The sequence below is a fragment of the Ruegeria sp. CI8 genome, from assembly GCF_056536865.1.
This window is the reverse complement of sequence record NZ_JBQFQL010000001.1, coordinates 1,164,295-1,189,325: the sequence shown is the minus strand read 5'-3', so window position 1 is coordinate 1,189,325 and position 25,031 is coordinate 1,164,295. Positions and strand designations below refer to the sequence as shown.

The following is a 25,031-nucleotide window of genomic DNA, read 5'->3' as shown; positions in this document are numbered from 1 at the left end:
AAAAAGGGCTGTGCCCGAAAGCACAGCCAGTCGACAGGGAGGAAGTTTGCCCACCACACGAGGGAATTGCGAGGCGGGCAAAATCACTATCGCAGTCAAAGGTTAAGTTTGTATGGTGGTGCCGGGACGCTAAGTTTTGGGACGTATCAATATGACGGAAAACGTTTTTGTCGGCGGTGGCGGTGTTGAATACAAGCAGCCGCAGGGTTTGACGCTGAAATATGCAAACCGGCACGGTCTGATTGCCGGTGCAACGGGGACGGGCAAGACCGTGACCCTGCAAATCCTGGCCGAAGGGTTCTCGCAGCAGGGCGTTCCTGTTTTCCTGTCTGACGTCAAAGGTGACCTGTCCGGACTGGCGCGTCCCGGTAGCCCCGATCACAAGTTGCACCAGGCCTTCATGGACCGCGCCCAGCGCATCGGGTTTGCCGACTATTCCTATGCCGCGTGCCCAGTCACGTTCTGGGATCTGTTTGGTGAGCAGGGCCACCCTGTCCGGACAACGGTTACCGAGATGGGGCCGCTGTTGTTTTCCCGGCTTCTGGACCTGAGCGAAGCGCAGGAAGGTGTGCTGAACATCGCCTTCCGGGTTGCGGATGAAGAAGGGATGCCGCTGCTAGATCTCAGGGACCTGCAGGCTCTTCTGGTCTGGATTGGTGAAAACCGGTCGCAGCTGTCCTTGCGTTATGGAAATGTCTCGACCGCTTCGATCGGTGCCATACAGCGACGATTGCTGGTGTTGGAAAACCAAGGCGGCGCACGGCTGTTTGGTGAGCCCGCGCTCGAACTGTCGGATTTGATGCGCCTGGATGAAAACGGCCACGGGATGGTCAACATCCTGGCTTCTGACAAGCTGATGGGCGCGCCCGGGCTGTATGCCACGTTCCTTTTGTGGCTGCTGAGCGAACTGTTTGAGGAACTTCCCGAAGTCGGCGATCCCGACAAGCCCAAGCTGGTCTTTTTCTTCGACGAAGCCCATCTGCTGTTCGACGATGCGCCCAAGGTTCTGGTGGACAAGGTCGAGCAGGTCGCGCGATTGATCCGATCCAAAGGCGTTGGGGTTTACTTCATTACTCAGAACCCGGCCGACATTCCCGAAGATATCCTCGGGCAGTTGGGCAATCGCGTCCAACATGCTTTGCGCGCCTTCACCGCGCGGGATCGCAAGAATTTGCGGCTGGCCGCGGAAACCTATCGGGAAAACCCGGCCTTCGACACGGAAACCGCGATCCGGGAGGTCGGAGTGGGCGAGGCGTTGACCTCGTTGCTCGAACGAAAGGGCGCCCCCGGTATGGTCGAGCGGACATTGATACGTCCGCCGGGTTCACAACTGGGCCCGATTGCCGACGCCGAGCGCAAGGCTGTGATGGAGGTGTCTCCGATGGCCGGAAAGTACGAAACGCTTCTGGATCGCAAATCGGCATTCGAAATCCTGCAGGCGCGCGCGGCCAAGGCCGCGGCCGAGGCCGAGGAAGCCGAACCCGAGGAGCAAGACGACACCCGGTCGGTGTCCGAGCGGGAGTATTCGGCGGCGCGCAGATACAGCGGCAGCAGAGTAGGGCGCTCGTCTGCACGATCGGTCCGAAAGCAAGACAGCTTTGCCTCTGCCATGAGCGAGGCAGTCATCAAAGAGCTGAAAGGAACAACAGGACGCCGCATCGTTCGCGGCATTCTGGGCGGGCTGTTTCGCAACCGTTGAATTTCATCGCCCTGCCAGCCGGAACTGGCGGGGCGTGCCGCGTCAGCGGTTGAGGCGCCGCTGTCCTTCCTGCTGGCAATAGGCGTCAGCTTCGGGAACCGACATCTTGGTGGCCGGGAAATCAATCGCGCGATCCCAGTCAACCCGATCCTGGCGGTACAGTTGGCAGGTCACGACGCCCTTTGGCGTCTGTACCTGGACGGGTGTGGTTTCCAGTTCACGTGGGCTCGGGATGCATCCGGCCACAACAGCCAGGACCGGAACCATAAGGGCAATTTTCTTTGTGGAAGTCTTCATGGTGCAAAAACTTTTCTTCTGGGTCAGAGTTTACTCGTTACGAACGGCGCATCAGGTGAGTGGTCTTTCGAACAATATGCGCCGGTATGGTTCATAGAGTGTGAATGCGTCTATTGATTTTTCAAGCCGCAATCAAGAAACCGCGCCATTCGCATGGCGCGGCCTGACGGTTTCGTGATGAAAGATGTCTACTTCTCGGGGATCAGGCCCCTTGGGCTGAATCTGAGAACAATCAGCAGGATAAGCCCCATCGTGAACAGGCGCATATGTGCCGTGCTTTCGATCAGGTGGGCCTTAAGCGCGCTGCCATCTGGCATGCTGGAAGTGATCAGGTTCATAAGCCACAGACCGATCGGTTCGACCTCGACCCACAGGAACCAGATCAGAAAGGCCCCCAGGACCGAGCCGAAGTTGTTACCGGAACCGCCGACGATCACCATCACCCAGACAAGGAAGGTGAACCGGAGCGGTTGGTAGGCGCTGGGTGTCAGCTGGCCGTCCAGCGTCGTCATCATCGCCCCGGCAATGCCACAGATGGCCGAGCCCAGAACGAAGATCTGCAGATGACGGCGGGTGACGTCCTTACCCATGGCTTCGGCGGCGACCTCGTTGTCGCGGATCGCGCGCATCATGCGGCCCCACGGGCTTTTGAGCGCCATCTGAGCCATCCAGAGCAGGATGAGAAGCACGATCAGGAACAGGAATGCATAACCCAGTTTCACCCACAGGGTCGAAGCGGTCACCGGGTCCAGCCCGAATGAGGCTGCACGTTCGACGAAGGACGGGTCGCTCTGCAGGTCAATCTCATAGCCCACGATAGGTGAGGGGCGGGGGATGCCGTAGACGTTCTTGACCCCTCGGGCCAGCCAGTCCTCGTTTTTCATGATCGCAATGATGATCTCGGCGATGCCCAGCGTGGCAATCGCAAGGTAGTCCGAGCGCAGACCCAACGCCGTCTTGCCAATCAGCCAGGCAGCGCCCGCGGCCAACAGCCCTCCCGCCGGCCATGCAAGCAGCACTGGAAGATTCAGTCCGCCGATATTTCCGGCAATGGCTGGGTCGATGGCTTCGACGGCTGCGATGCTCGGGTCGAACACCGCGCGATAGACGAAGAACCCGACGATGAGGATTGCGATGATCGCCAGCGTTCGTGCCCGGCCCTTGGGCATTTTTTGCGCGGCCATCACGGCTGCGACAACGGTCGCCGCCCCCAGCAGAAGCGCCAGCACGATCCCGTATCCGCCCGCGGACCAGGCTCCGGGTGTCGGAGGGGTAGAGACCAGCACAACCGCAAGTCCGCCCAGCGCAACAAAACCCATGACGCCGACATTGAACAGTCCGGCAAAGCCCCATTGCAGGTTCACACCGATCGCCATGATCGCGGAAATCAGACCCATGTTCAGAATCAAGATCGCCGTGTTCCAGCTTTGAACGAAACCGGTCAGCAGGATCAGCCCGCCGACAATCACGAAAAGCAGGGTGTTTTTGACTGCTTCGTTCATACCGCTTTCCCCTTGAACAGACCCGTTGGCTTGAACAGAAGCACGATCAGCAGAATGACGAAGCTGACGGCGAATTTGTAATCGGTGGACAGGAACTGCACCAGGCCCGAAGGTTCGAGGCTTTCCGGGGCAAGGTAGGTCAGCACCTTCTTCCAGGCATAAGTGATCGTGACTTCGGAAAAGGCGATAATGAATCCGCCTGCGATAGCCCCAATCGGGTTACCCAATCCGCCCACGATGGCCGAGGCAAAGATCGGCAGAAGCAGCTGGAAATAGACGAATGGCTTGAAGCTCTTGTCCAGCCCGTAGAGAACTCCGGCCGTCGTGGCCAGTGCCGCAACGATGATCCAGGTGATCATCACCACACGTTCCGGGTTGATGCCGGACAACAAGGCCAGATCCTCGTTGTCGGAATAGGCGCGCATCGACTTGCCGGTGCGGGTCTTGTTGAGGAACCAGAACAGCAAAGCGACGGCAACGACGGCGACGATCACTGTGATACCCTGCGAGGTCTTGATCGCAAGCCCCTCATCCAGCCCGGTCATCTTTTTGAAATCCCGCGCAGAAATCAGGAACCGTGCCCCATCCGAGAACCTTTGGTCATCGGGACCGATGATGAAGCGCACCAGCCCATTCATGATGAACATCACACCCATGGATACGATCACCAGGATCACAGGTTTGGCTTTTTGCTCACGATAGAAACGATAGACCAGCCTGTCGGTGATCAGCACCAGAAGGATGCACCCGAGGATCGCAAACGGAAGCGCCAGAAGCGCCGTCGGCAAGGGCCCGAACCCGATCCCTGCGGCCTGAAGACCCCAGGTGACCAGCACGGCGATCATTGCGCCGAAGGCCATCGTATCCCCGTGGGCAAAGTTGGAAAACCGCAGGATGCCGTAGATCAGGGTGACCCCCAGCGCCCCAAGTGCCAACTGGCTGCCATAGGCAACCGCGGGCACGATCACAAAGTTCGCAAGCGCAACAAGCGCATTCAGTAGGTCCATTATGTTCTTCTCACTGTCCGGGTGCGGCTTTATGGCATGACGCCGACGAAAGACACAACAATTTGGAGCATGATTTTTGCGGCTTTGTGCATGTTTTTATGCGGTTTGGCGGACATTGATCACACGCGCTCCAACCCTCTGCGGATCCCCGAAAGAAAAAGACCGCGCCACCATGTGGGACGCGGCCTGAAATCGCAGATGATTGCGGGACTAGGCTCCGGTTTCCGTGCATTGGCCGCGGTCATTCTGAAGGACCGGACGGCGAATGGACAGGTTGTAGGACAGATCAGGGCTTTTGACGAAGAAGGTCATGACATGCTGTTCGGTCGCCAGGATGAACGTCATGTTGTTCAGGCCAGGAAACACCTGAGCATCCCCGGTCGTGTCACCGAATTTGACCGATCCCTTTTGCTCGCCTTCAAGCCGTGTCAGCCGGTACTCGGTTCCATCAATATCCGATATGCACACAAACTCGCGTTGCTGAGCCACAGCGCCAGTTGCCAAGTGTGCGACCAGTGCGGCGATCATCCATTTCTTCATTTTGACTTCCAATTTTTGTGCCCCCCAATTGGGGCGCGTTTCGGGGATTGGTGTAGTGGTTCGGGCGCAGCGATATTTTTGAAATTTGACCTGATTAAAGCAGCAGATTGGCATTCCGAGAAATTCCACAGGCTTTTTGAACCGGTGCGGTGCCAGGAAATAATTTATATTTTTCAGATGCCTAATAAGGGTTCTCAGGAAGAAGGGTGTGGCCGGCAACGCCGATTGCCATCTTCTGGCCTTCAATTTTGCGCAAAGCGGTTAAGCAAAAGGGCCAGCCGAGAATCCCGACCGGCCCCATGAAAAAACCGAATTCTGAAAAGCGTCGGTTAGCCGCCCAAAAACGACTTGCGCACTTCCTCGTCCGCCAGCAGTTCCTTACCGGTTCCCGTGTATGCATTGCGGCCTTGGACCAGCACATAGCCCTTGTCGGCGATCTCAAGTGCCTGGCGGGCATTCTGCTCGACCATCAGGATCGGAAGGCCAGTGCGCGACACTTCGATGATGCGGTCGAACAGTTCGTCCATCACAATCGGCGAAACGCCCGCAGTCGGTTCGTCCAGCATCAGCACTTTGGGCTTGGTCATAAGCGCGCGGCCGACGGCCACTTGTTGGCGCTGTCCGCCCGAGAGCTCACCCGCCGCCTGGTTGCGTTTGTCTCGCAGGATCGGGAACAGCTCGAACACCTGTTCCATCGTGTCCGAGAAATCATCCGTGCGGATGAACGCGCCCATTTCCAGATTTTCCTGAACCGTCATCGAGGTGAAAATGTTCTGCGTTTGGGGCACAAAGCCCATGCCTTTGATCACCCGGTCCTGCGGGCTGAGGCTGGTGATGTCCTCGCCATCCAGCCGCACCGATCCGGCGCGCACGTCCAGCATGCCGAAGACGGCCTTCATCGCGGTGGATTTGCCAGCACCGTTGGGGCCGACGATCACGGCGATTTCGCCCTTGTCCACGGCGATCGTGCAATCGTGCAGAATGTCGGGGCCTTTGCCGTACCCGCCGGTCATGGTGTCACCGATCAGGAATGGACCGCCCTCTACCCGGTGGGTCTTGCCGCTGACCCGATGGGCCGGCGTCATCGTGCCGATGCCATGCGTGTTGGTGATCGAGGCGTCCTTGTTGCCTTTGTCATCCTGATATGGATTGTCGCTCATGCCCCGGCCTCCAACTGGTCTTTGTTCTTGAGCCCAGTACCCAGATAGGCCTCGATGACGTGCTCGTTGGCCTTGATCTCGTCCAGCGTGCCTTGCGCAAGCACCTTGCCCTCGGCCATGCAGATCACCGGATCGCAGATCTTGCCGATGAAATCCATGTCGTGTTCGATCACGACGAAGGTATAGCCGCGTTCCTTGTTCAGACGCAGGATCGTATCGGCGATGGTCATCAGCAGGGTACGGTTCACGCCTGCGCCGACCTCGTCCAGGAACACGATCTTGGCGTTCACCATCATCGTGCGACCCAGTTCCAGCAGCTTTTTCTGGCCGCCCGAGACCTGACCCGCCTTGTGGTCGGCCAAATGTTCGATGGTTAGGAACTCCAGCACCTCGTCGGCCTTGGCGCGCAGGGCGCGTTCCTCATCCGCAATCCGCTTGCGGCCGAACCACGTGTTCCACAGCGATTCACCGGATTGGCCACCGGGGACCATCATCAGGTTTTCGCGGCATGTCATCGACGAGAACTCGTGCGCGATCTGGAACGTGCGCAACAGCCCCTTGTGAAACAGATCATGGGGCGGCAGGCCGGTGATGTCTTCGCCGTCCATCCAGACCTTGCCGCTGGTCGGTGGCAGAACGCCCGCGATCACATTGAAAAGAGTGGTTTTTCCGGCCCCGTTTGGACCGATCAGGCCGGTAATCGAGCCCTTTTCGATCTCCAGCGATGCCCCGTCCACCGCATGGAAACCGCCGAAATGCTTGTGCACGTCCTCGACGACGATCATGTGTTCCCCTGTCCGCGGCTTTCGCGGTTCTTCGTGTTGCCCCATCCTCAAGATAAGGTGGCGCCTTTTGTCATTGAAACAGCCCGGACACAAGGCCCGGGCTGCTTGGTATCATGCGGTCAGCTGACGGATCAACGGAACTTGACGGTCTCGTTCTTGCCGTCTTTCACTTCGATCTCGCGGTAGGACCCGGCGCTTTCGCCCGGACCGATCAGTTCGACACCCGAAGCGCCGACATAGTCGATGTCCTGACCAGCGGCCAGCAGTTCCAGACCCTTGGCCAGTTCACCCGGATAGATCTTCTCGCCGGGGGCGTTGGCCACATCCAGGATCTTGCCACCGTACTGGGCCGGATCGGCCGACCCTGCTGCTTGCATGGCCAGCATGAACAGCGCGGCTGCGTCATAGCTTTCGGGCGAGTAGGGCGACGAGCCGTCAAAGCCCGCGGCTTCGGCCATCGCGAAATATTTCTCGGCGCCTTCACCGCCGGAACCGGCGATCTGACCAAACGAGCCGTCCAGATCGGGGCCGACATTCGCAGGCAGCGAGTCACCGATCATGCCGCCCGGCAGACCGAACGTGTCGAACGCGCCGCTGTCCAGAGCGGACTGGATGATGCCCAGACCACCCTGATCCAGGTAACCGGCAACCACGAGGATGTCACCGCCGGCCGAGGCCAGCGCGCCGACTTCGGCCGAATAGTCCGCTTTGCCGTCTTCATGTGCTGCAACGATGGTCACTTCGCCGCCCACGGCCTCGAACGACGACTGGATCGCGTCGGCCAGACCTTTGCCGTAGTCGTTGTTGGTATAGGTCAGAGCGATCGAGTTGATGCCGCGGTCTTTCAGAATGTCGGCCATAACCTGACCTTCACGCGCATCCGACGGGGCGGTGCGGAAGAACAGGCCGTTGTCTTCCATCGTCGACAGGCCGGGCGAGGTCGCCGACGGCGAGATCATGACCATGCCATTCGGAATAGCGACGTTCTGCAGGATTGCGCCAGTCACACCCGAGCAGTCGCCGCCGATGATGCCGGCAACGCCATCGGCGATCATGCGTTCGCCGTTCGAGGTGGCCAGACCGTTGTCGATGCAGCCGGTATCGGCACGCGACGGGGTGACGGTGGCGCCGCCCAGCAGCTTGCCGGATTCGGTCACTTCGGCCATCGCCAGTTCGGCGCCCGAACCCATTGCCGGGGCCAGCGATTCAATCGGCCCGGTAAATCCGAACAGAACGCCCAGTTTGACGTCTTCGGCCATTGCGGCACCAGCCAGCAATGCGGTTGCTGCAGTCGCAGTAAGCAGCTTTTTCATTAGGTTACTCCCTTGTTGGAACGTATTCGTTCTGAGCAAGACCCTAGGCAAGCTGTTCAGAAAAGAAAAGTCCAAACAGGAATGTGTCTTTTGGCTGAACAACTCTATTTGTTTTCTAGGGTTTGGTTCCCGGGCGGCTCATTCTGACAGGGATTGGAGCGAAAGATATGATCAGGTTTTTTACGATTCTCATTCTGATGATTTGCGGCACCGTCGCGTCGGGCGAGTCATTGAAGACATCCGCAGGCGAGGTCTCGGTCACGACCATGTTGGGGGGTCTGGATACGCCCTGGGCGATCGGCTTGTTGCCTGATGGCAGTTTTTTGGTCACGGAGCGCGACGGCCAGTTGCTTTTGGCGCGTGATGGCAAGGCCACCAAGGTCCGGGGTGTTCCGAAGGTCGCGGCGCAAGGGCAGGGCGGTCTGCTGGACGTAACCATCGCCCGCGATTTTGACCGCACCAGAGAGGTGTTTCTAACATTCTCGAAACCGCAGAGCGGCGGGGCCGGTACGGCGGTTACCGTGGCGCGCCTGTCCGAGAACGGCAAGCGGCTGACCAACCTGAAGGTGATATTCGAAGCGGTTCCCGGCGGCTCGGGTGGCCGGCATTTCGGATCGCGCGTGGTCGAGGCGCAGGACGGGACGCTGTTCATCACTGTGGGGGATCGTGGCGACAGGCCAAGCGCGCAGGACCGCTCGAACCACATGGGGACGGTTATTCGGATCAACCGCGATGGCTCGATCCCGGCGGATAATCCGTTTGTCGCGCAAGAAGGCATCCGTCCCGAGATCTGGTCCTTTGGTCATCGCAACCCGCAAGGCGCTGATGTTGATACGAGCGGCCGGTTGTGGGTCTCGGAACATGGCGCCAGGGGCGGGGACGAGGTGAACCTTGTGAAACCCGGCGCCAACTACGGTTGGCCGGTCATTTCCTACGGGACGCATTATTCCGGAGAGAAGATTGGCGAAGGCACCAGCAAAGACGGAATGGAACAGCCGCGCTTGTATTGGGATCCGTCCATCGCGCCCTCGGGCTTGATGGTCTATTCCGGCGGGATGTTTCCCGAATGGCGGGGTGACATCTTCGTGGGTTCGCTGAAATTCGACTATATCGCACGGCTGTCCGGAAACCCGTTGCGCGAGGTCGAGCAGATCAAAGGCCCCGAGACCGAACGGGTCCGCGACATCGTGCAGGCCCTAGACGGTGCGATCTGGTTCATCTCGGTCGGGCAGGGTGCGGTTTACAGGATTTCCCGTTCGTCCTAGGAGTGCAGCGATACACTTCTAAGAGGATTGATATGTTCCGCATTCTCGCAGCGATATTTTTGTCCCTTTCGACACTTCCCGCCGCGGCCGACGAGGTCTTTGCGACCTATGCCGAATACGAAGCCTTCGTCGACACCAAGATCAAGAACCGCGAGTTCTCGAACGTCATCAGCCGGTTGGGCGGCGCCGACGAATACACGCCGCAGCAGATGCAAGTCCTGCAAGGGCAGCTGCGTGACCTTGTCCCGTACTACCTGACCAATGCCGACGTTGCCAAACGGGTCGAGCTTGAGAACGGGTTCGCGCAGGAAATGCGGATCTACTGGAACGACAAGAACAGCTATCTCTACTATTACGCTCTTTTGCATAAACGCCACGACGGCGTGCTAGTTCTGCAGTTCAGCATCAACACACGCGCCGAGCCCATTCTGGGCATGTTCTAGGCGTCAGACCGACAGCCGTCCGCTCTGCGTTCCACGCTCGCGATAGGGCGTGGTGTTGTAATGCGCGCGGTAGCATTTCGAGAAATGGCTGGGGCTGGCAAAGCCGCAGGCCAAGGCCACGTTGATCACGCTCATGTCGGTCTGCATCAGCAGGTTGCGCGCCTTGTGCAGCCGCAACTCCATGTAATAGCGCTTGGGCGAACGGCTCAGATACCGGCGGAACAGCCGCTCGAGCTGGCGGGTCGACATGCCAACATCCTTGGCCAGGATCGAGGGCGAAATCGGCTCCTCGATGTTCTTCTCCATCATCAGGATGACCTGGCTCAGCTTGGGGTGCCGCACGCCGATCCGGGTGGGCGTCGACAGGCGCTGGGTGTCCTGATCGGTGCGGATAGAGGAATAGATCATCTGGTCGGCCACTGCATTGGCCAACTCCTCACCGTAATCGTCGGCAATCAGTTTCAGCATCAGGTCGATTGACGAGGTGCCACCGGCCGTTGTCATCCGGTTGCCGTCGATCAGAAAGACGGATTTCGTCAGTTCGACGTTTTCGAACTCTTCCGCAAAGCTGTCGGCGTTTTCCCAGTGGATGGTGGCGCGTTTGCCGTCCAGCAGGCCGGCCTTGGCGAGGGTATAGGCCGCCGTGCACAAGCCACCGATCTTCAAGCCTTTGCGGGCCTCGCGGCGCAGCCAGTTCAGAACCTTTTTGGTGGTCGCCGCCTGAACATCGACGCCGCCACAAACAAGGATCACCTCGTCCCGCTGCAGTTCGTCCAGATCGCGGTCAAGCTCGAACGTCGTCCCGGCCGAGCAGCTGACCACCTCTCCGCCTTCACCGGCCAGCGACCAGGTATAGATCTGCTGATCCGCCATACGATTGGCAATCCGAAGGCTGTCCAGTGCCGAGGCAAAAGACAGCAACGAAAACTTGTCGAGCAACACGAATACGAAATTGAGCGGCTTGGCCGCGCGCTTGTCCACAGTGACAACTTGGCGTTGCTCTTGCATGGCGAACTGTCCTTGATTCGGCGGACCGAGGCCCAAGGCCTGCGGCGAATTTGACCGACACCATGCTCAAAGCTTGTTTCCGACGTCAAGAGGCGCAAATCGGATATGGTCTCTGGTCTATGGATTTTGTATAGAGACCACCTGAATTACCTCAGCGGAGATCAAAGCTATGACCGAGTGGCAAAAAACGAACTGGCGCAGCAAGCCGCGGGTTCAGATGCCAGACTATACCGACGCGGCCGCGCTGGCCAAAGTCGAGGCCAAGCTTTCGCAGTATCCCCCGCTGGTTTTTGCGGGCGAGGCCCGGCGTCTCAAACAGCATTTGGGCGCGGCCGGCCGTGGCGAGGCCTTCCTGCTGCAGGGCGGGGACTGCGCCGAAAGCTTCGACCAGTTCAGCGCCGATGCGATCCGCGACACCTTCAAGGTGATGCTGCAGATGGCGATGGTTCTGACCTATGGTGCCAAGGTTCCGGTGGTCAAGGTGGGCCGTATGGCCGGCCAGTTTGCCAAGCCGCGCAGCGCGCCGACCGAAGTGGTCGATGGCGTGGAGCTGCCCAGCTACCGTGGTGACATCATCAACGAACTGGCCTTCACGCCCGAGGCGCGTATCCCGAACCCGGAAAAGATGCTGCAGGCCTATACCCAGGCTGCGGCCACTCTGAACCTGCTGCGCGCGTTCTCGACCGGCGGTTTCGCGGACATGAGCCGTGTGCATTCCTGGACCTTGGGCTTTACCAACGAACAGGACGTGCAGAAGTATTCCGAGATCGCCGACCGCATTCAGGACACGATCGACTTCATGGAGGCCGCCGGCATCACCGCGGATACCACGCATGAATTCTCGACCGTCGAGTTCTACACCAGCCACGAAGGACTGCTGTTGGAGTACGAAGAAGCGCTGACGCGACTGGATTCGACTTCGGGCAAATGGCTGGCCGGCTCGGGCCACATGATCTGGATCGGCGACCGCACCCGTCAGCCCGACGGCGCGCATGTCGAATTCTGCCGCGGCGTGCTGAACCCGATCGGTCTGAAATGCGGCCCGACGACAACGGCCGAAGACCTAAAGGTTCTGATGTCCAAGCTGAACCCGGACAACGAAGAAGGCCGTCTGACCCTGATCGCGCGCTTCGGCGCGGGCAAAGCGGGCGAGCACCTGCCGCGCCTGATCAAGGCCGTCAAGGAAGAGGGCGCCAAGGTGACCTGGGTCTGCGACCCGATGCACGGCAACACGATCAAGTCGGCAACCGGCTACAAAACCCGTCCGTTCGAATCGGTCCTGCGCGAGGTGCGGGATTTCTTCGGCGTGCATCAGGCCGAGGGCACGATCCCCGGCGGCGTGCATTTCGAGATGACCGGTCTGGACGTGACCGAATGCACCGGCGGCGTCCGTGCCGTCAGCGAAGAGGACCTGTCGGACCGCTACCACACCGCCTGCGACCCGCGTTTGAACGCATCGCAGTCGCTGGAGCTGGCGTTCCTGGTGGCTGAAGAGCTGACCAACCTGCGCCGTGACCGAAAGGACCGCGCAGCAAGCTGAGGCATGTCGGATTGAAACGCAAACGGCGGGCCCTCGGGTCCGCCGTTCTGCTTTTTACTCGTCGCGAGAGAATACCAGCCGCAGGTGTTTCGCCGGTCTCTGGAAATCGGCCTGATCCTCGGTAAAGCCCGCCTCGACAGGCCGGCTGTTGTGGGCCTGATCCTGAATGTTCACCAGTGTGCGGATCCGAGCGTCCTCGATTCCGAACCGTCGCGGCGTAGCGCCGATCATGCCATCGCTGACCATCACACCCAGCACCCGGCTGACATCCCCCAGATCGCTTCTGAGGGGCAACAGGATCATGTGGGCCTGCAGCCGCGTCCGGCCGAGCTTGCCTTTTGAAACAAGGCTGAACTCACCGATCGCCGGAGCGGCGAACACCTCTTCCAGTGTCTCTGACACCTGATCACGGGCGCTGGGATCAAAGAAGGCGGTCAGTGGCATTCCGCGCACCTCCATCCCCGCGATCTTGTTCAGATGGCTTCCCGCCAGTCGAAACCGGGCGAGGCCGGGCGCGATGCGTTCCAGAATGAATGTGTATTCCAGAATGTTTTCGAGGCCGCGTGGGTCGATCTGGGAACGCTTGGGAACGCCGTCGCCGCTCAGCAGCGCGGTCCAATACGCCTCAGCCTGACGGATGGGGGACAGACTGCGCCCACTGTCAAAGCGATCCATTGCGATGATCTTTCCAGCTTTCGACCCGGAACCATTCCAGAGGAAGGTTTTCATTACCATGCACCTCGTGTCGATTGGCGGCCATCCGGTCCGTGCGCCATGCAAAGCGATAGCGGCGACCCATCCTTCGACTGACAGATTGACACGGGTTTATTCAATTTTGGACCAAATCTTTAAGGAATGGTTAACTTCTTGCGATGAATTGCACATCCGGCAAGGTCTTGCCCTATGGGGTACGATAGCTTTAGGTGCAGCAGAACAGGGCTGCGCGGCAGTAGGAAAGGGCAGGCATGATCAAATCCATGACCGGTTTCGCATCCGGAAAGGGCGCATTGGGGCCGCACAGCTGGAGCTGGGAGCTGCGCAGTGTCAACGGCAAGGGTCTGGACATGCGGTTGCGGGTGCCGGACTGGCTGACGGGACTTGAGGCTGCGCTGCGCGCGGATATGTCCAAACAGATCAGCCGGGGCAACGTGACGTTGAGCTTGCGCGTTGCCCGCGAAGAAACCGCCGCCGAACTGAAGCTGAACGAAGTCGCAATGAGCGCCGCGCTGGATGCGCTGGCGCAGGCCGAGGAATTGGCGGTCAACAAGGGTGTCGCGCTTGCTCCGTCAAAGGCCAGCGATCTGCTGATGCTCAAGGGGATGCTGGACGCAGCAGCCGAAGACGACGATCCCGCGCCGCTGGTCGAGGCGTTGAAATCCGAATTTGGCAGTCTGCTGGCCGAGTTTGTGACAATGCGCCGGGATGAGGGGCAAGCCCTGGCTTCCATCCTGTCGGCCCAGTTGGATCAGATCCAGACACTGACAGAGCAGGCCAGCGAGCTGGCCGAGCGGCGCAAGGAAGCCATGGCCGACACTCTGCGCCAGAACCTTGCGCGGGTAATGGAAAACAGCCAGGGCGCAGATCCCGACCGGGTGGCGCAGGAGTTGGCCCTGATCGCGGTCAAGGCGGACATCACCGAAGAACTGGACCGCCTGGCCGCCCATGTCGTAGCCGCGCGCGCTCTGCTGGAGCAGGAGGCCCCGGTCGGCCGCAAGTTGGATTTCCTGATGCAGGAGTTCAACCGCGAGGCCAACACGCTGTGCTCCAAATCCCAGAATTCGGACCTGACAACGATCGGACTGGAGTTGAAGGCGGTGATCGATCAGTTGAGAGAGCAGGTGCAAAATGTCGAATAAGCAAGGAAAAGTGTAATGGCGGATCGCCGCGGTCTACTCATCATCCTTTCGTCGCCCTCGGGTGCCGGAAAATCCACTTTGGCCCGTCGCCTGATGGAGTGGGACACCGATCTCGAGTTTTCGATCTCGGCCACTACCCGCGCCCCGCGCCCGGGTGAGGAACATGGACGCGAATACTATTTTCTCAGCGAAGATGATTTCCGCCAGCAAGTGTCAAATGGGCAGATGCTGGAACATGCCCATGTGTTCGGCAATTTCTACGGCTCACCCGCTGGACCAGTGCGCGAAGCGATCCAGAGCGGGCGGGACGTGCTGTTTGACGTAGACTGGCAGGGTGAAGTGCAGATCCGGAATTCCGAGCTGGGCAAACATGCTTTGTCCATTTTCATTCTACCGCCATCGATCAAAGAGCTGCGCCGCCGGCTTGAAACCCGCGGTCAGGACAGCGCCGACGTCATTTCCAAGCGCATGATGAAAAGCTGGGACGAAATCAGCCATTGGGGCTACTACGACTATGTGTTGATCAATGACGATCTGGCCGCAACCGAGGAAAAGCTGAAGACGATCGTCAGCGCCGAGCGGATGCGCCGTATTCAGCAGCCCCGGTTGCAGGATCACGTCCGCGCCCTTCAATACGAATTCGAGAGCATGTCATGACCATTTACGCATTGGGACAGGACGTCCCGCAGATTCACGAAGACAGCTGGGTTGCACCGGACGCGAACCTGATCGGCAAAGTCGTCCTTGAGCAAGGTGCATCCGTCTGGTTCGGGTGCACGATCCGAGCCGATCACGAAGAAATCCGCGTGGGCGAGGGCAGCAACGTGCAGGAGAACTGCGTGATGCATATCGACGCCGGTTTTCCTCTGACGATCGGAAAGAATTGCACCATCGGCCACAAAGTGATGCTGCATGGCTGCACCATCGGCGACAACAGCCTGATTGGTATGGGAGCCATCGTCCTGAACGGCGCGAAGATCGGCCGGAACTGCCTGATCGGGGCAGGGGCCCTGATCACGGAAGGCAAGGAGATCCCCGACAACTCGCTGGTGATGGGAGCCCCTGGCAAGGTGGTCCGGCAACTGGACGAAGCGGCGGCCCGGCGGATCACGTTCAGCGCGCTCCACTATCAAGAGAACATGCGCAAGTTCCGGGAAACGCTGACGCCCGTTTCGCCCGTCGCATAGGTCCTGTGAACCGGTCATGAGCAACGAACTGCTTGCCGAAGTCGTCTCTGCTTTGCCGATGCCCGCATTGATGGTCGATCAGACCGAGCGGATCATCGCCTCGAACGCGGATGCGCGTGCGCTGTTGGGCCGAAACATCGACGGTCGCCATTTTGCGACGATCCTGCGACAGCCGCAGGTCATCGAAGCGATGGAGAAAAGCTTGCGGAGCAAGGGGCCGGCCAACAGCCGGCATCTGGCGAACGACGGCGCACAGGACACTGCGTTTCAGGTCCACTGTCGGTACATGCAGGGCGTTGGCGCGGTTTCCGGTGGCGCGGTTCTGGCAACGTTCATGGATGTGACCCACCTTGAACAGGCCAGCCAGATGCGCCGTGACTTCGTTGCCAATGTCAGCCACGAACTTCGTACCCCACTGACCGCTCTGATGGGCTTCATCGAGACCTTGCAAGGACCGGCGAAGGATGACGCGGCGGCCCGGGACAGATTCCTGAAGATCATGACAGCCGAGGCCAACCGGATGAATCGCCTGGTCGGTGACCTGCTGTCCTTGAATCGGGTCGAGAGCGAAGAGCGCATTCGGCCAAGGCAGCAGATTGAACTGATCGAGCTGCTGCGCGTGACGCTCGAGACGTTGCGCCCCTTGGCGGATGACGCGGGCGTTTGCCTGTCTCTGAGCGCCCTGGATAACCCCGTTCGCCTTCCGGGCGACAATGACCAGCTGCGGCAGGTCTTCACCAACCTGATTGAAAACGCGATCAAATATGGCGGCAGCGGTGGCGGTGTCGATGTGCAAGTGACGGTTTCAGATCAGGATACCGCGATCCGGGGACCGGCCGCCCGGGTGAGGGTCATCGACAAGGGCCCTGGCATCGATCCGGTTCATCTGCCTCGACTTACCGAACGGTTTTACCGCGCCGACAGCCACCGCTCGCGCGAGTTGGGGGGGACGGGGCTGGGCCTGGCTATCGTCAAGCACATCATCAACCGCCACCGCGGTCGGTTGCGGGTGGAAAGTGATTTGGGAAAGGGCGCGGTGTTCACCGTCATTTTGCCCATGTAAGACTGGCGCGTGATAGGCTAGGAACGGTCAAGCCGAGTACTCGGACCAAAAAACGAAGGACCCGCCACCCGTGGATAGCGCATTGGAAACCGAAACCCTCAAGGTCTCAGCCAGGAACGTGAACGTGTTCTATGGTGACACGCACGCCATCAAGGACGTGAATGTAGAAATCCAGGACAAGACCGTTACGGCGTTCATCGGGCCCTCGGGGTGCGGCAAGTCTACCTTTTTGCGGTGTCTGAACCGGATGAACGACACCATCGACATCTGTCGGGTCGAGGGTGAAATCCGCCTGGATGGGGAAGACATCTATGACAAGCGGATCGACCCCGTGCAACTGCGCGCCAAGGTCGGCATGGTGTTTCAGAAACCCAACCCTTTTCCAAAGTCGATCTATGACAACATCGCATACGGCCCGCGCATTCATGGTCTGGCCAAGACCAAGGCCGAACTTGACGAGATCGTGGAGAAATCCTTGCGCCGCGGCGCCATCTGGGACGAGGTGAAGGATCGCCTGGATGCCCCTGGTACTGGTTTGTCAGGAGGGCAACAACAGCGCCTGTGTATCGCACGCGCCATCGCCACGGCACCCGAAGTTCTGTTGATGGACGAGCCCTGTTCGGCACTGGACCCGATTGCCACCGCCCAGGTCGAAGAGCTGATCGATGAACTGCGTGAGAGGTTTTCGGTCGTGATCGTCACCCATTCGATGCAACAGGCCGCGCGCGTCAGCCAGAAAACGGCGTTTTTTCACTTGGGCAATCTTGTCGAGTTCGGTGATACCGCCCAAATCTTCACCAACCCCGAAGACCCGCGTACCGAAAGCTACATCACCGGCCGCATCGGCTGAGAACAGGTAAAAGACCATGAGCGAACAACATATTGCATCTGCCTTCGACCGCGATCTTGAGGCGGTTCAGGCCCACATCATGAAAATGGGTGGTCTGGTCGAAGCCGCGATTACAGGTGCGGCCCGTTCGCTGGAAACGCGGGACGAGGAACTGGCGCAGCAGGTGCGGCAGGGCGACAAGGCCATCGATGCGCTTGAGGACCTGATCAATGAGGAAACCGCCCGGGTAATCGCTCTGCGGGCGCCCACCGCCGGCGACCTGCGGTTGGTGCTGTCCGTTCTCAAGGTTTCGGCCAACCTGGAACGCATCGGCGATTACGCAAAGAACATCGCCAAGCGCACCACCATTCTGGTCGAGGCCAACCAGATCGGCGGCAGCACCGCCGCACTGCGCCGCATGGCGCGTGAGGTTGAGCGGATGCTGCGTGACGCATTGGACGCCTATATTCAACGGGATGCTGAGTTGGCCCGTGACGTCATCGATCGGGACCAGGAAGTGGATCAGATGTACAACGGCCTGTTCCGCGAGTTGCTGACCTTCATGGCAGAAGACCCGCGCAACATCACGGCCTGCATGCATCTGCATTTCATCGCCAAGAACATCGAGCGGATGGGCGACCACGTCACTGCCATCGCCGAACAGGTGATCTATCTGGTGACCGGCGAACGGCCGACCGAAGCCCGCCCGAAAGCAGACAACACCTCGCAATCTCTGTAAGAGGTGGCCGGCATGCCAATGGGCCAGCCGACTATCCTGATCGTCGATGATGAGCCCGCACTGCGCGAGGTGCTGGCGTACAACATGCAGTCCGCCGGGTACAAAGTGGTTCAGGCGGCAAGCGGCGAAGAAGCCCTGGTGCTGGTCCAAGAGGTGGCGCCTGATCTGATCGTGCTTGACTGGATGATGCCCAATCTCAGTGGGATTGAGCTGTGTCGTCAGCTAAAGGCACGCCCGCAGACCCGCGCGATTCCGATCATCATGCTGTCGGCGCGGTCCGATGAGGGGGACAAGGTGCGCGGTTTGGAGACGGGGGCCGATGATTATGTGGCCAAACCGTATTCGATGGCGGAACTGATGGCGCGAATCCGAGCTCAACTGCGTCGGGTACGCCCGGCGGTGGCTGCGGAAACCCTGGAATATCACGACATCGTCGTGGACCTCGAGAGCCACAAGGCCAGTCGGGCGGGCAAGCCGCTCCGGATGGGGCCAACCGAATTCCGGCTGCTGTGCACCTTCATGGAGAAGCCGGGGCGCGTGTTCAGTCGCGATCAGCTATTGGACCGTGCCTGGGGGCGCGACGTCTATGTCGATTCCCGCACCGTGGATGTCCATATTGGTCGACTGCGCAAGGCGTTGACGGCGTTTGGCGGAGCCGACCCCCTTCGAACGGTTCGAGGTGCTCGATACGCGCTGGATTAGCCTATCTGGGCAGAGTTTCGTCGTTTTGGGCCTGCGACGCCAACCAGTGACGGAAGTGCCGAAGTGTCGGATCTTCGGACTTTGAGCTTGGCCAGACCAGATAATAGGCCCCCATGGTTTCAACCGGATCCTTGCAGGCTGCAACAAGTCTGCCGGTCGCCAGGTCTTGCTCGATCAGATAGTTGGGCAGCAGGGCGACGCCCAGCCCATGCAGGGCGGCTTGATTGATGGTCGTGAATTGATCGTGCACCGTACCGGGCAGGGCGCCTGAATGCGGAACGCCCATTTGTTTGAACCAGTCTTGCCAAGCGCGCGGGCGGGTCTGGATGTGAAGCAGGGGCAGTTTCAGCAATTCGCGCGGATCGTCCGGCGCGCCTCCTGGCAGTAGCGAGGGTGCACATACCGGCAGAACCCTTTCCACCTTCAGCAGCAGGCGCTCGGTTCCTGGCCAATCTGGTTCCCCGAAATGTAACGCAGCATCAAAGGGTTCCGACGAGAAGTTGAACGGCCTCAGGCGTGTGGACATGTTGATCGTGATGTCAGGATGCAAACGAGCGAAATCCGGCAGCCGTGGCACCAGCCAACGCATGCCGAATGTCGGCAGGATTGCCAGATTCAGCGTTCCACCCACTGGCGCGACGTGCAGTTTCAGGGAAGCCTGCGCAATTTGGTTCAGACCTTGTCGAATTTCCGCGACATAGTCCTGCGCCACCGGCGTCAACGCCAATCGCTTTTTGTCACGCAGAATGAGCTGCACGCCCAGCTGGGTCTCGAGCGTCTGCAGTTGCCGGCTGACGGCGCTCTGGGTCAGCGCAAGCTCTTCCGCGGCGGCCGAGGCAGAACCCAGCCGGTCCAACGCTTCGAGCGCGCGAAGCGAAGAAATCGACGGAAAGAGTCGACGAGGCGTATCCATCTATGCGTTTTACTCATGAAAACTTGCAAATGTCTCGCTGTTTTTTGCGTAACTTGCAGGGTAGGGTGCGTGTAAACTTCAGTTTGGAGCCAGAAGATGAACGCCCCCGACACCAAACCTGCTTTGCGCGCAAAGGATGCGCCCGATCTTGGCCGCTTTACCTGGGACGATCCGTTCCGGCTGTCTGATCAACTGACCGAGGATGAACGCCTGATCGCCGACAGCGCCCGTGCGTATTCGCAGGAAAAGCTGCAACCTCGGGTAACTCAGGCGTTTCAGAACGAGGAAACCGATCCTGAAATCTTCCGCGAGATGGGCGAAATGGGCCTGCTGGGCACCACCATTCCCGAGGAATACGGCGGGATTGGAGCCGGTTACGTAACCTACGGTCTTGTCGCGCGCGAGGTCGAACGTGTGGATTCCGGCTATCGCTCGATGATGTCGGTGCAAAGCTCGCTGGTGATGTATCCGATCTATGCCTATGGCAGTGAAGAGCAGCGCCGGAAATACCTGCCGAAACTGGCCAGTGGTGAATGGATCGGTTGCTTTGGCCTGACCGAACCGGATGCGGGATCTGACCCGGCTGGTATGAAAACCCGGGCAGAAAAGATCGACGGCGGCTACCGTCTGACCGGCAGCAAGATGTGGATTTCAAACGCGCCAATCGCCGATGTGTTTGTTGTCTGGGCCAAGTCCGATGCGCATGACGGAAAGATCCGCGGCTTCGTACTTGAAAAAGGCGCCAAGGGTCTGAGCGCGCCCAAGATCCAAAACAAGCTTAGCCTGCGCGCGTCAATCACCGGCGAAATCGTGATGGATGGCGTGGAGGTCGACGACAGTGCGTTGTTGCCGCACGTCCAGGGCCTGAAGGGGCCGTTCGGATGCTTGAACCGAGCACGCTATGGCATCAGTTGGGGTGTCATGGGGGCCGCAGAATGCTGCTGGCACGCGGCGCGTCAGTATGGATTGGATCGCAAGCAGTTCAATCGTCCTTTGGCGCAGACACAGCTATTCCAGAAGAAGCTGGCGGACATGCAGACTGAAGTCGCCTTGGGTTTGCAGGCCAGCCTGACGGTCGGACGGCTGATGGACAAAGCCGAAGCCGCGCCTGAGATGATCTCAATCATCAAGCGGAACAATTGCGGCAAGGCGTTGGATATCGCGCGGATGGCGCGGGACATGCATGGTGGCAACGGGATCTCGTTGGAGTTCCAAGTCATTCGTCACATGGTCAACCTTGAGACCGTCAATACCTACGAGGGCACGCATGATGTTCATGCGTTGATCCTGGGGCGGGCGCAGACCGGGTTGCAGGCATTCTACTGATCCGCAATCTAAAGGTCGCGTAATCGGTATTATGTAAATAAAATTGTGAGACCTGGCACCGCTACGTTCGCGTTGGCGGTGCTATTTCAACCTGTTACGGTCCTGTGTGAAACCAAGACAGGATGCGCTGATGGACCTTCAAGGCAAAATCGTAGTTGTTACCGGTGCAGCCCACGGCATCGGCAAAGGTATGGCGACGCGCTTCGCTGCGGATGGCGCGCGTGTGATCTGTGCGGATATCGATGAAACCGGCGCCGAAACCGTCGCCCAAGACATTGGCGGGCATTCGTTCAAATGCGATGTGGCCGACGAACACGAAATCCAGGCAATGATCGAAAGCGTTGAATCCAGCATCGGCCCCATTGATCTGTTCTGCGCCAACGCCGGCATCCTGACGCTTGGCGGTCTCGATGTTCCCGATGCGCATTGGGACAGGATCTGGAAGATCAACGTCATGTCTCATGTGTGGACGGCACGCCATCTGGTGCCGCGGATGATTGCGCGCGGCGGCGGCTACATATTGATCACGGCTTCTGCTGCGGGGCTGCTCAACCAGCCCGGAGCCGCGCCATACGGAGTCACCAAACATGCGGCGGTTGGTTTCGCGGAATGGCTGGCTTTGACCTATGCCGACAAAGGCATCCGGGTCTCGGTCTTGTGTCCTCAGGCCGTCCGATCGGAAATGACCAAAGGGTTTGAAGACTCAGTAGCCGCGATTGATGGCATGCTTAAACCCGAGGACGTGGCACAGGCATGTGTCGAGGCCATTGGGGCTGAGAGCTTTCTGGTTCTGCCGCACCCGCAGGTTCTGGACTACATGCGCTTGAAAACCGCCGATTACGACCGTTGGATTTCGGGAATGAACAAGTTGAATCAGCAGTTTGCAGGCGATACCTAGTCTTTCTTACGGGCGCGGCGCAGAAGGCCTTCCTGCGCGACGGACGCGACCAAGGTACCATCCTGCGTATAGATTGACCCGCGGTTGAAGCTGCGTCCCTGCCCTGTCCATGGCGACTCCATGGAATAGAGATGCCAGTTCTGGAATTGAACCGGCGCATGAAACCAGATCGCGTGATCCAGGCTCGCGCCATTGATTTCGCCCGTGAACCAGCTCAACCCGTGCGGACGCATGCCGGAACTCAGCAGCGCCATGTCCGAGGCATAGGCCAGCAACAGGTGTTGGGTCACGTGATCAGCCTGTTCCGCTGCTCCCATGCGGAACCACAGATGGTTTCGGTCGTCGCTTTTCTCGGGCTGAAATATGTCCAGGGGATCAATCTCGCGCACCTCGATCGGGCGTTCGCGGAGCAATTCGGCGCGCAGCCTTTCGGGAACGCGGTTCAGGTATTTCTGCCGCAATTCATCGCGTGACGGTTGCGTTTCGGGCGCTGGGACATCAGGCATCGCGTGCTGATGGTCCCAGCCTTCATCCTGAATGTGGAACGAGGCCGACATGTTGAGGATCTGCTTGCCGTGCTGGATTGCCACCACGCGCCGTGTGGTGAACGACCCGCCATCCCGTGCGCGATCCACCTGATAGATAACCGGAATTTCCGGATCTCCCGGACGGATGAAATAGGCATGCAGCGAGTGGCAAAGGCGGTTTTCGACCGTTCGGTATGCTGCTGCCAAAGCCTGTGCGATGACCTGACCACCAAATATCCGCGTGGGCGTTTCACCGCCGGACCCGGTGCCTCGGAACAGGTCAACTTCAAGGCGTTCAATGTCCAGCAAATCCAACAGAATGCGTTCGGCTTCGGTCATTCGACTCTCTCTGGTTCTGTTCGTGATCGGCCTAGCAGGCCCGCGAGGGTCATTCAATGAGGGCGGCGTGAACCAGCGCTTTGAGTTCTGAGCGTGACGGGTAAGAGCTGGAGGGCGATAGCTGCGTAAAGAAAACAGCCGACAGGTCGTTTTTCTGGTTGACCCAGAAAAAGGTCGACGCCATTCCGCCCCAACTGAAATCTCCAACCGATCCGGGGGTACGTGCACGGCCTGGGTCCAAAACCACAGCGCCGCCAAGCCCGAACCCCATGCCGTCCATTGGCTGTTCGGCAAAGCTTTCAGGCCCCATGGACGCGATGTCGCCCGGCAAGTGGTTGCGCATCATGAAGTCCACCGTGCTCGGGCCCAGCAGTCGTTGATCACCCACTTTCCCTTTTGCGCGCAGCATCTCGGCGAAACGGGCAAAATCGTCGATCGTGCTGACCAGCCCACCACCGCCGGAAAACAGCGTGGCCGCTTCGAATGGCGAGGCTCCGGCCTGATCCACCAATCGCAACGTTTCGCCGCCGGACTTGGCCGCGTTCAAGGCCATCGCGTCTCCCTCGAGCGGTGTATAGAGCGAGGCGAACCGGTCCCCTGCCCCTTTGGGAACCGAAAACCCGGTTTCGTCCATCCCAAGCGGCCCAAAGATCTCATCGGCAAAGAACTGGTCCAAACTCCTGCCGGACACGACTTCGACCACCCGTCCGATAACGTCGATGCCGACCGAATACTCCCAGCGGCTGCCGGGTTGAAATGCCAGCGGCAATGCAGCCACGGCCCGAACCTGATCGGCCAGTGGACCCTGGTCCGGTTTGAACATCAGGTCCTGAGCATCCATTGCGGCAGGCAGAACGCCCGGATTGAACGGATAGCTTAGCCCGCTGGTGTGGGTCAGCAGTTGATGCAGGGTCGGCGGCGTCGAGTCTTCTGTTTGTTCAATGGATTGCGCGTCTTTCCGCAACACCTTCATTTCGGAGAATTCCGGCAGAAACTCGGATACCGGCGCCTCAAGGTGCATCAGACCTTGTTCTACCAGCATCATCAGCGCTGTCGTGGTTACCGGCTTGGTCATCGAATAGATGCGAACCAAGGTCTCGCGGTTGAACGGCAAATCACTCTCGAGACTGCGCAATCCGCAATCGTGAAAGAAAACTTCGCGCCCGTGCTGCTTCAACAGAAAGGCGCACCCGGGGTATTTTCGTTCGTCCACATACCTTTGCATCCATGTCTGAATGCGGTCCAGCCTCGTCCGATCAAATTGCATTGGCCGAAATTTCCCCGTTTTTTCTTTCATCTACGCGCAATCCTGCCGCCCCGTGGCAAAGAAAAACAGCCCAAAAACACAGCCGGCGAAAATTGCCGGGCGAGCGGTCTGCAAGTCTGCTCTCGGCCACGACCCGCGACGCTGCTAGACTGACGGCGTTCTGGATTCGTGATTTGCAGCCGTTACCCCTGAATTCGCCACCGGCCGGAGGTGCCAGATGACGCAGAACGTGGAATTCGTATACGACTTTTGCAGCCCGAACGCTTACCTCGCTCATAAGGTTTTGCCAGATCTCGCCGCGCGCCACGGGGCTGAGATTCGCTTTGTGCCGGTTCTGCTGAGTACAGTTTTCAAGGCTACCAACAACCAGAGCCCATTTCAGGCGTTCTCGGAAAATCGGAAGAAATCGGCGTATCTGACCCATGACCTGCACCGCTTTGCGCGGCGGCGCGGCTTGAACTTTCATATGAGCCCCTATTTTCCGCTGAACACGAAATTCGCCATGCGTGGGGCGGTCGCAGCGATGGGAAAATCATGGGAAGACAGATATGTAGACGCCGTTTTTGATGCAATATGGGTGCACGGGCAGAAGATTGACGACCTGAATGTGTTGACCGACATCATTCAAGAACGTGACCTGCCCGTACGAAAAATCCGTGAGGCGATCACCGGCGATTTGGCCAAGCAGACTCTGAAGGATCAGACAAAATCGGCCGTCCGCCGCGGAGTTTTTGGGGTGCCCAGCCTGTTTGTCGGGTCCGAGATGTTTTTTGGCAAGAACAGCCTGGCCAACGTAGAACTTGAACTCGAGGCGCTGCACTGAGGC

The 25,031-nt window shown here is 59.2% G+C and carries 26 protein-coding genes; 14 read left to right on the top strand and 12 right to left on the bottom strand.

Features of this window, described 5'->3' with window-relative positions:
- The first annotated feature begins 151 nt into the window (after positions 1-151).
- Positions 152-1,699, top strand: a complete 1,548-nt coding sequence (locus ACR0DA_RS05855; protein ID WP_480753259.1) for a helicase HerA-like domain-containing protein — start codon at positions 152-154, stop codon at positions 1,697-1,699.
- A gap of 42 nt (positions 1,700-1,741) precedes the next feature.
- Here ACR0DA_RS05855 and ACR0DA_RS05850 read toward each other — a convergent pair whose 3' ends face one another.
- The 7 genes from ACR0DA_RS05850 to ACR0DA_RS05820 form a co-directional block, all read right to left on the bottom strand.
- Positions 1,742-1,996, bottom strand: a complete 255-nt coding sequence (locus ACR0DA_RS05850; RefSeq protein WP_170371053.1) for a hypothetical protein — start codon at positions 1,994-1,996, stop codon at positions 1,742-1,744.
- A 188-nt stretch (positions 1,997-2,184) separates the two neighbouring features.
- The gene (locus tag ACR0DA_RS05845; protein WP_170403078.1) at positions 2,185-3,498 is read right to left on the bottom strand and encodes a branched-chain amino acid ABC transporter permease; all 1,314 of its coding nucleotides are present in this window, start codon (positions 3,496-3,498) and stop codon (positions 2,185-2,187) included.
- Entirely contained in the window at positions 3,495-4,505 is a 1,011-nt protein-coding gene (locus ACR0DA_RS05840; RefSeq protein ID WP_093962081.1) for a branched-chain amino acid ABC transporter permease, read from the bottom strand. The genes ACR0DA_RS05845 and ACR0DA_RS05840 overlap by 4 nt, the downstream gene beginning before the upstream one ends.
- Positions 4,506-4,715: 210 nt before the next feature.
- Positions 4,716-5,045 (bottom strand): hypothetical protein, encoded by a 330-nt coding sequence (locus ACR0DA_RS05835; protein WP_170338586.1) that lies wholly within the window; start codon positions 5,043-5,045, stop codon positions 4,716-4,718.
- A gap of 329 nt (positions 5,046-5,374) precedes the next feature.
- Positions 5,375-6,205, bottom strand: a complete 831-nt coding sequence (locus ACR0DA_RS05830) for an ABC transporter ATP-binding protein (protein ID WP_480753257.1) — start codon at positions 6,203-6,205, stop codon at positions 5,375-5,377.
- The gene (locus ACR0DA_RS05825) at positions 6,202-6,990 is read right to left on the bottom strand and encodes an ABC transporter ATP-binding protein (protein ID WP_480753255.1); all 789 of its coding nucleotides are present in this window, start codon (positions 6,988-6,990) and stop codon (positions 6,202-6,204) included. Before ACR0DA_RS05825 ends, ACR0DA_RS05830 begins: the two co-directional genes overlap by 4 nt.
- A gap of 131 nt (positions 6,991-7,121) precedes the next feature.
- Positions 7,122-8,303: an ABC transporter substrate-binding protein gene (locus ACR0DA_RS05820; RefSeq protein WP_170338589.1), complete on the bottom strand. Its 1,182-nt coding sequence runs from the start codon at positions 8,301-8,303 to the stop codon at positions 7,122-7,124.
- A 167-nt stretch (positions 8,304-8,470) separates the two neighbouring features.
- Between ACR0DA_RS05820 and ACR0DA_RS05815 the strand changes: the two genes are divergently transcribed.
- Positions 8,471-9,568 carry a PQQ-dependent sugar dehydrogenase gene (locus tag ACR0DA_RS05815; protein ID WP_480753253.1) on the top strand — a complete coding sequence of 366 codons (1,098 nt, stop codon included), beginning with the start codon at positions 8,471-8,473 and terminating at the stop codon, positions 9,566-9,568.
- A gap of 32 nt (positions 9,569-9,600) precedes the next feature.
- On the top strand, positions 9,601-10,011 hold the full coding sequence (locus ACR0DA_RS05810) for a hypothetical protein (RefSeq protein ID WP_170371024.1): 411 nt from the start codon (positions 9,601-9,603) through the stop codon (positions 10,009-10,011).
- 3 nt (positions 10,012-10,014) lie between these two features.
- Here ACR0DA_RS05810 and ACR0DA_RS05805 read toward each other — a convergent pair whose 3' ends face one another.
- Positions 10,015-11,019 carry a GlxA family transcriptional regulator gene (locus tag ACR0DA_RS05805; RefSeq protein WP_170338595.1) on the bottom strand — a complete coding sequence of 335 codons (1,005 nt, stop codon included), beginning with the start codon at positions 11,017-11,019 and terminating at the stop codon, positions 10,015-10,017.
- Between the two features lie 169 nt (positions 11,020-11,188).
- On the opposite strand from ACR0DA_RS05805, the gene ACR0DA_RS05800 reads away from it, so the two are divergent.
- A complete protein-coding gene (locus tag ACR0DA_RS05800; RefSeq protein ID WP_093962074.1) occupies positions 11,189-12,559 on the top strand; it encodes a class II 3-deoxy-7-phosphoheptulonate synthase in 1,371 nt (456 codons plus the stop codon).
- Between the two features lie 54 nt (positions 12,560-12,613).
- On the opposite strand, the gene ACR0DA_RS05795 is transcribed toward ACR0DA_RS05800, so the two are convergent.
- Positions 12,614-13,288 (bottom strand): PAS domain-containing protein, encoded by a 675-nt coding sequence (locus tag ACR0DA_RS05795; RefSeq protein ID WP_480753251.1) that lies wholly within the window; start codon positions 13,286-13,288, stop codon positions 12,614-12,616.
- 236 nt (positions 13,289-13,524) lie between these two features.
- On the opposite strand from ACR0DA_RS05795, the gene ACR0DA_RS05790 reads away from it, so the two are divergent.
- From ACR0DA_RS05790 to phoB, 7 genes are all read left to right on the top strand, one after another.
- Complete coding sequence (locus ACR0DA_RS05790; protein ID WP_170403094.1) at positions 13,525-14,415, top strand: YicC/YloC family endoribonuclease; 891 nt, start codon at positions 13,525-13,527, stop codon at positions 14,413-14,415.
- A 15-nt stretch (positions 14,416-14,430) separates the two neighbouring features.
- Positions 14,431-15,072, top strand: a complete 642-nt coding sequence (gene gmk / locus ACR0DA_RS05785; RefSeq protein WP_170357855.1) for a guanylate kinase — start codon at positions 14,431-14,433, stop codon at positions 15,070-15,072.
- Positions 15,069-15,602 (top strand): gamma carbonic anhydrase family protein, encoded by a 534-nt coding sequence (locus ACR0DA_RS05780; RefSeq protein ID WP_170363458.1) that lies wholly within the window; start codon positions 15,069-15,071, stop codon positions 15,600-15,602. Before gmk ends, ACR0DA_RS05780 begins: the two co-directional genes overlap by 4 nt.
- A gap of 16 nt (positions 15,603-15,618) precedes the next feature.
- Positions 15,619-16,665, top strand: a complete 1,047-nt coding sequence (locus ACR0DA_RS05775) for an ATP-binding protein (RefSeq protein WP_480753250.1) — start codon at positions 15,619-15,621, stop codon at positions 16,663-16,665.
- A gap of 70 nt (positions 16,666-16,735) precedes the next feature.
- The gene (gene pstB / locus ACR0DA_RS05770) at positions 16,736-17,515 is read left to right on the top strand and encodes a phosphate ABC transporter ATP-binding protein PstB (protein ID WP_260066122.1); all 780 of its coding nucleotides are present in this window, start codon (positions 16,736-16,738) and stop codon (positions 17,513-17,515) included.
- Between the two features lie 16 nt (positions 17,516-17,531).
- Positions 17,532-18,233: a phosphate signaling complex protein PhoU gene (gene phoU, locus ACR0DA_RS05765; RefSeq protein ID WP_093962068.1), complete on the top strand. Its 702-nt coding sequence runs from the start codon at positions 17,532-17,534 to the stop codon at positions 18,231-18,233.
- Between the two features lie 12 nt (positions 18,234-18,245).
- Entirely contained in the window at positions 18,246-18,935 is a 690-nt protein-coding gene (gene phoB / locus ACR0DA_RS05760) for a phosphate regulon transcriptional regulator PhoB (protein ID WP_480753248.1), read from the top strand.
- A 1-nt stretch (position 18,936) separates the two neighbouring features.
- Here phoB and ACR0DA_RS05755 read toward each other — a convergent pair whose 3' ends face one another.
- A complete protein-coding gene (locus tag ACR0DA_RS05755) occupies positions 18,937-19,848 on the bottom strand; it encodes a LysR family transcriptional regulator (RefSeq protein WP_170339164.1) in 912 nt (303 codons plus the stop codon).
- 96 nt (positions 19,849-19,944) lie between these two features.
- Between ACR0DA_RS05755 and ACR0DA_RS05750 the strand changes: the two genes are divergently transcribed.
- Positions 19,945-21,174 (top strand): acyl-CoA dehydrogenase, encoded by a 1,230-nt coding sequence (locus tag ACR0DA_RS05750; RefSeq protein ID WP_480753247.1) that lies wholly within the window; start codon positions 19,945-19,947, stop codon positions 21,172-21,174.
- Between the two features lie 130 nt (positions 21,175-21,304).
- On the top strand, positions 21,305-22,072 hold the full coding sequence (locus ACR0DA_RS05745; RefSeq protein WP_480753246.1) for an SDR family oxidoreductase: 768 nt from the start codon (positions 21,305-21,307) through the stop codon (positions 22,070-22,072).
- On the opposite strand, the gene ACR0DA_RS05740 is transcribed toward ACR0DA_RS05745, so the two are convergent.
- Both ACR0DA_RS05740 and ACR0DA_RS05735 read right to left on the bottom strand, forming a co-directional pair.
- Positions 22,069-22,938 (bottom strand): acyl-CoA thioesterase, encoded by an 870-nt coding sequence (locus ACR0DA_RS05740; RefSeq protein ID WP_170338613.1) that lies wholly within the window; start codon positions 22,936-22,938, stop codon positions 22,069-22,071. The two genes, ACR0DA_RS05745 and ACR0DA_RS05740, sit on opposite strands and share 4 nt — an antisense overlap.
- Before the next feature lie 49 nt (positions 22,939-22,987).
- Complete coding sequence (locus ACR0DA_RS05735; RefSeq protein WP_480753244.1) at positions 22,988-24,205, bottom strand: serine hydrolase domain-containing protein; 1,218 nt, start codon at positions 24,203-24,205, stop codon at positions 22,988-22,990.
- 217 nt (positions 24,206-24,422) lie between these two features.
- On the opposite strand from ACR0DA_RS05735, the gene ACR0DA_RS05730 reads away from it, so the two are divergent.
- Positions 24,423-25,028 carry a DsbA family protein gene (locus ACR0DA_RS05730; RefSeq protein WP_480633071.1) on the top strand — a complete coding sequence of 202 codons (606 nt, stop codon included), beginning with the start codon at positions 24,423-24,425 and terminating at the stop codon, positions 25,026-25,028.
- The last annotated feature ends 3 nt before the right edge of the window (positions 25,029-25,031 follow it).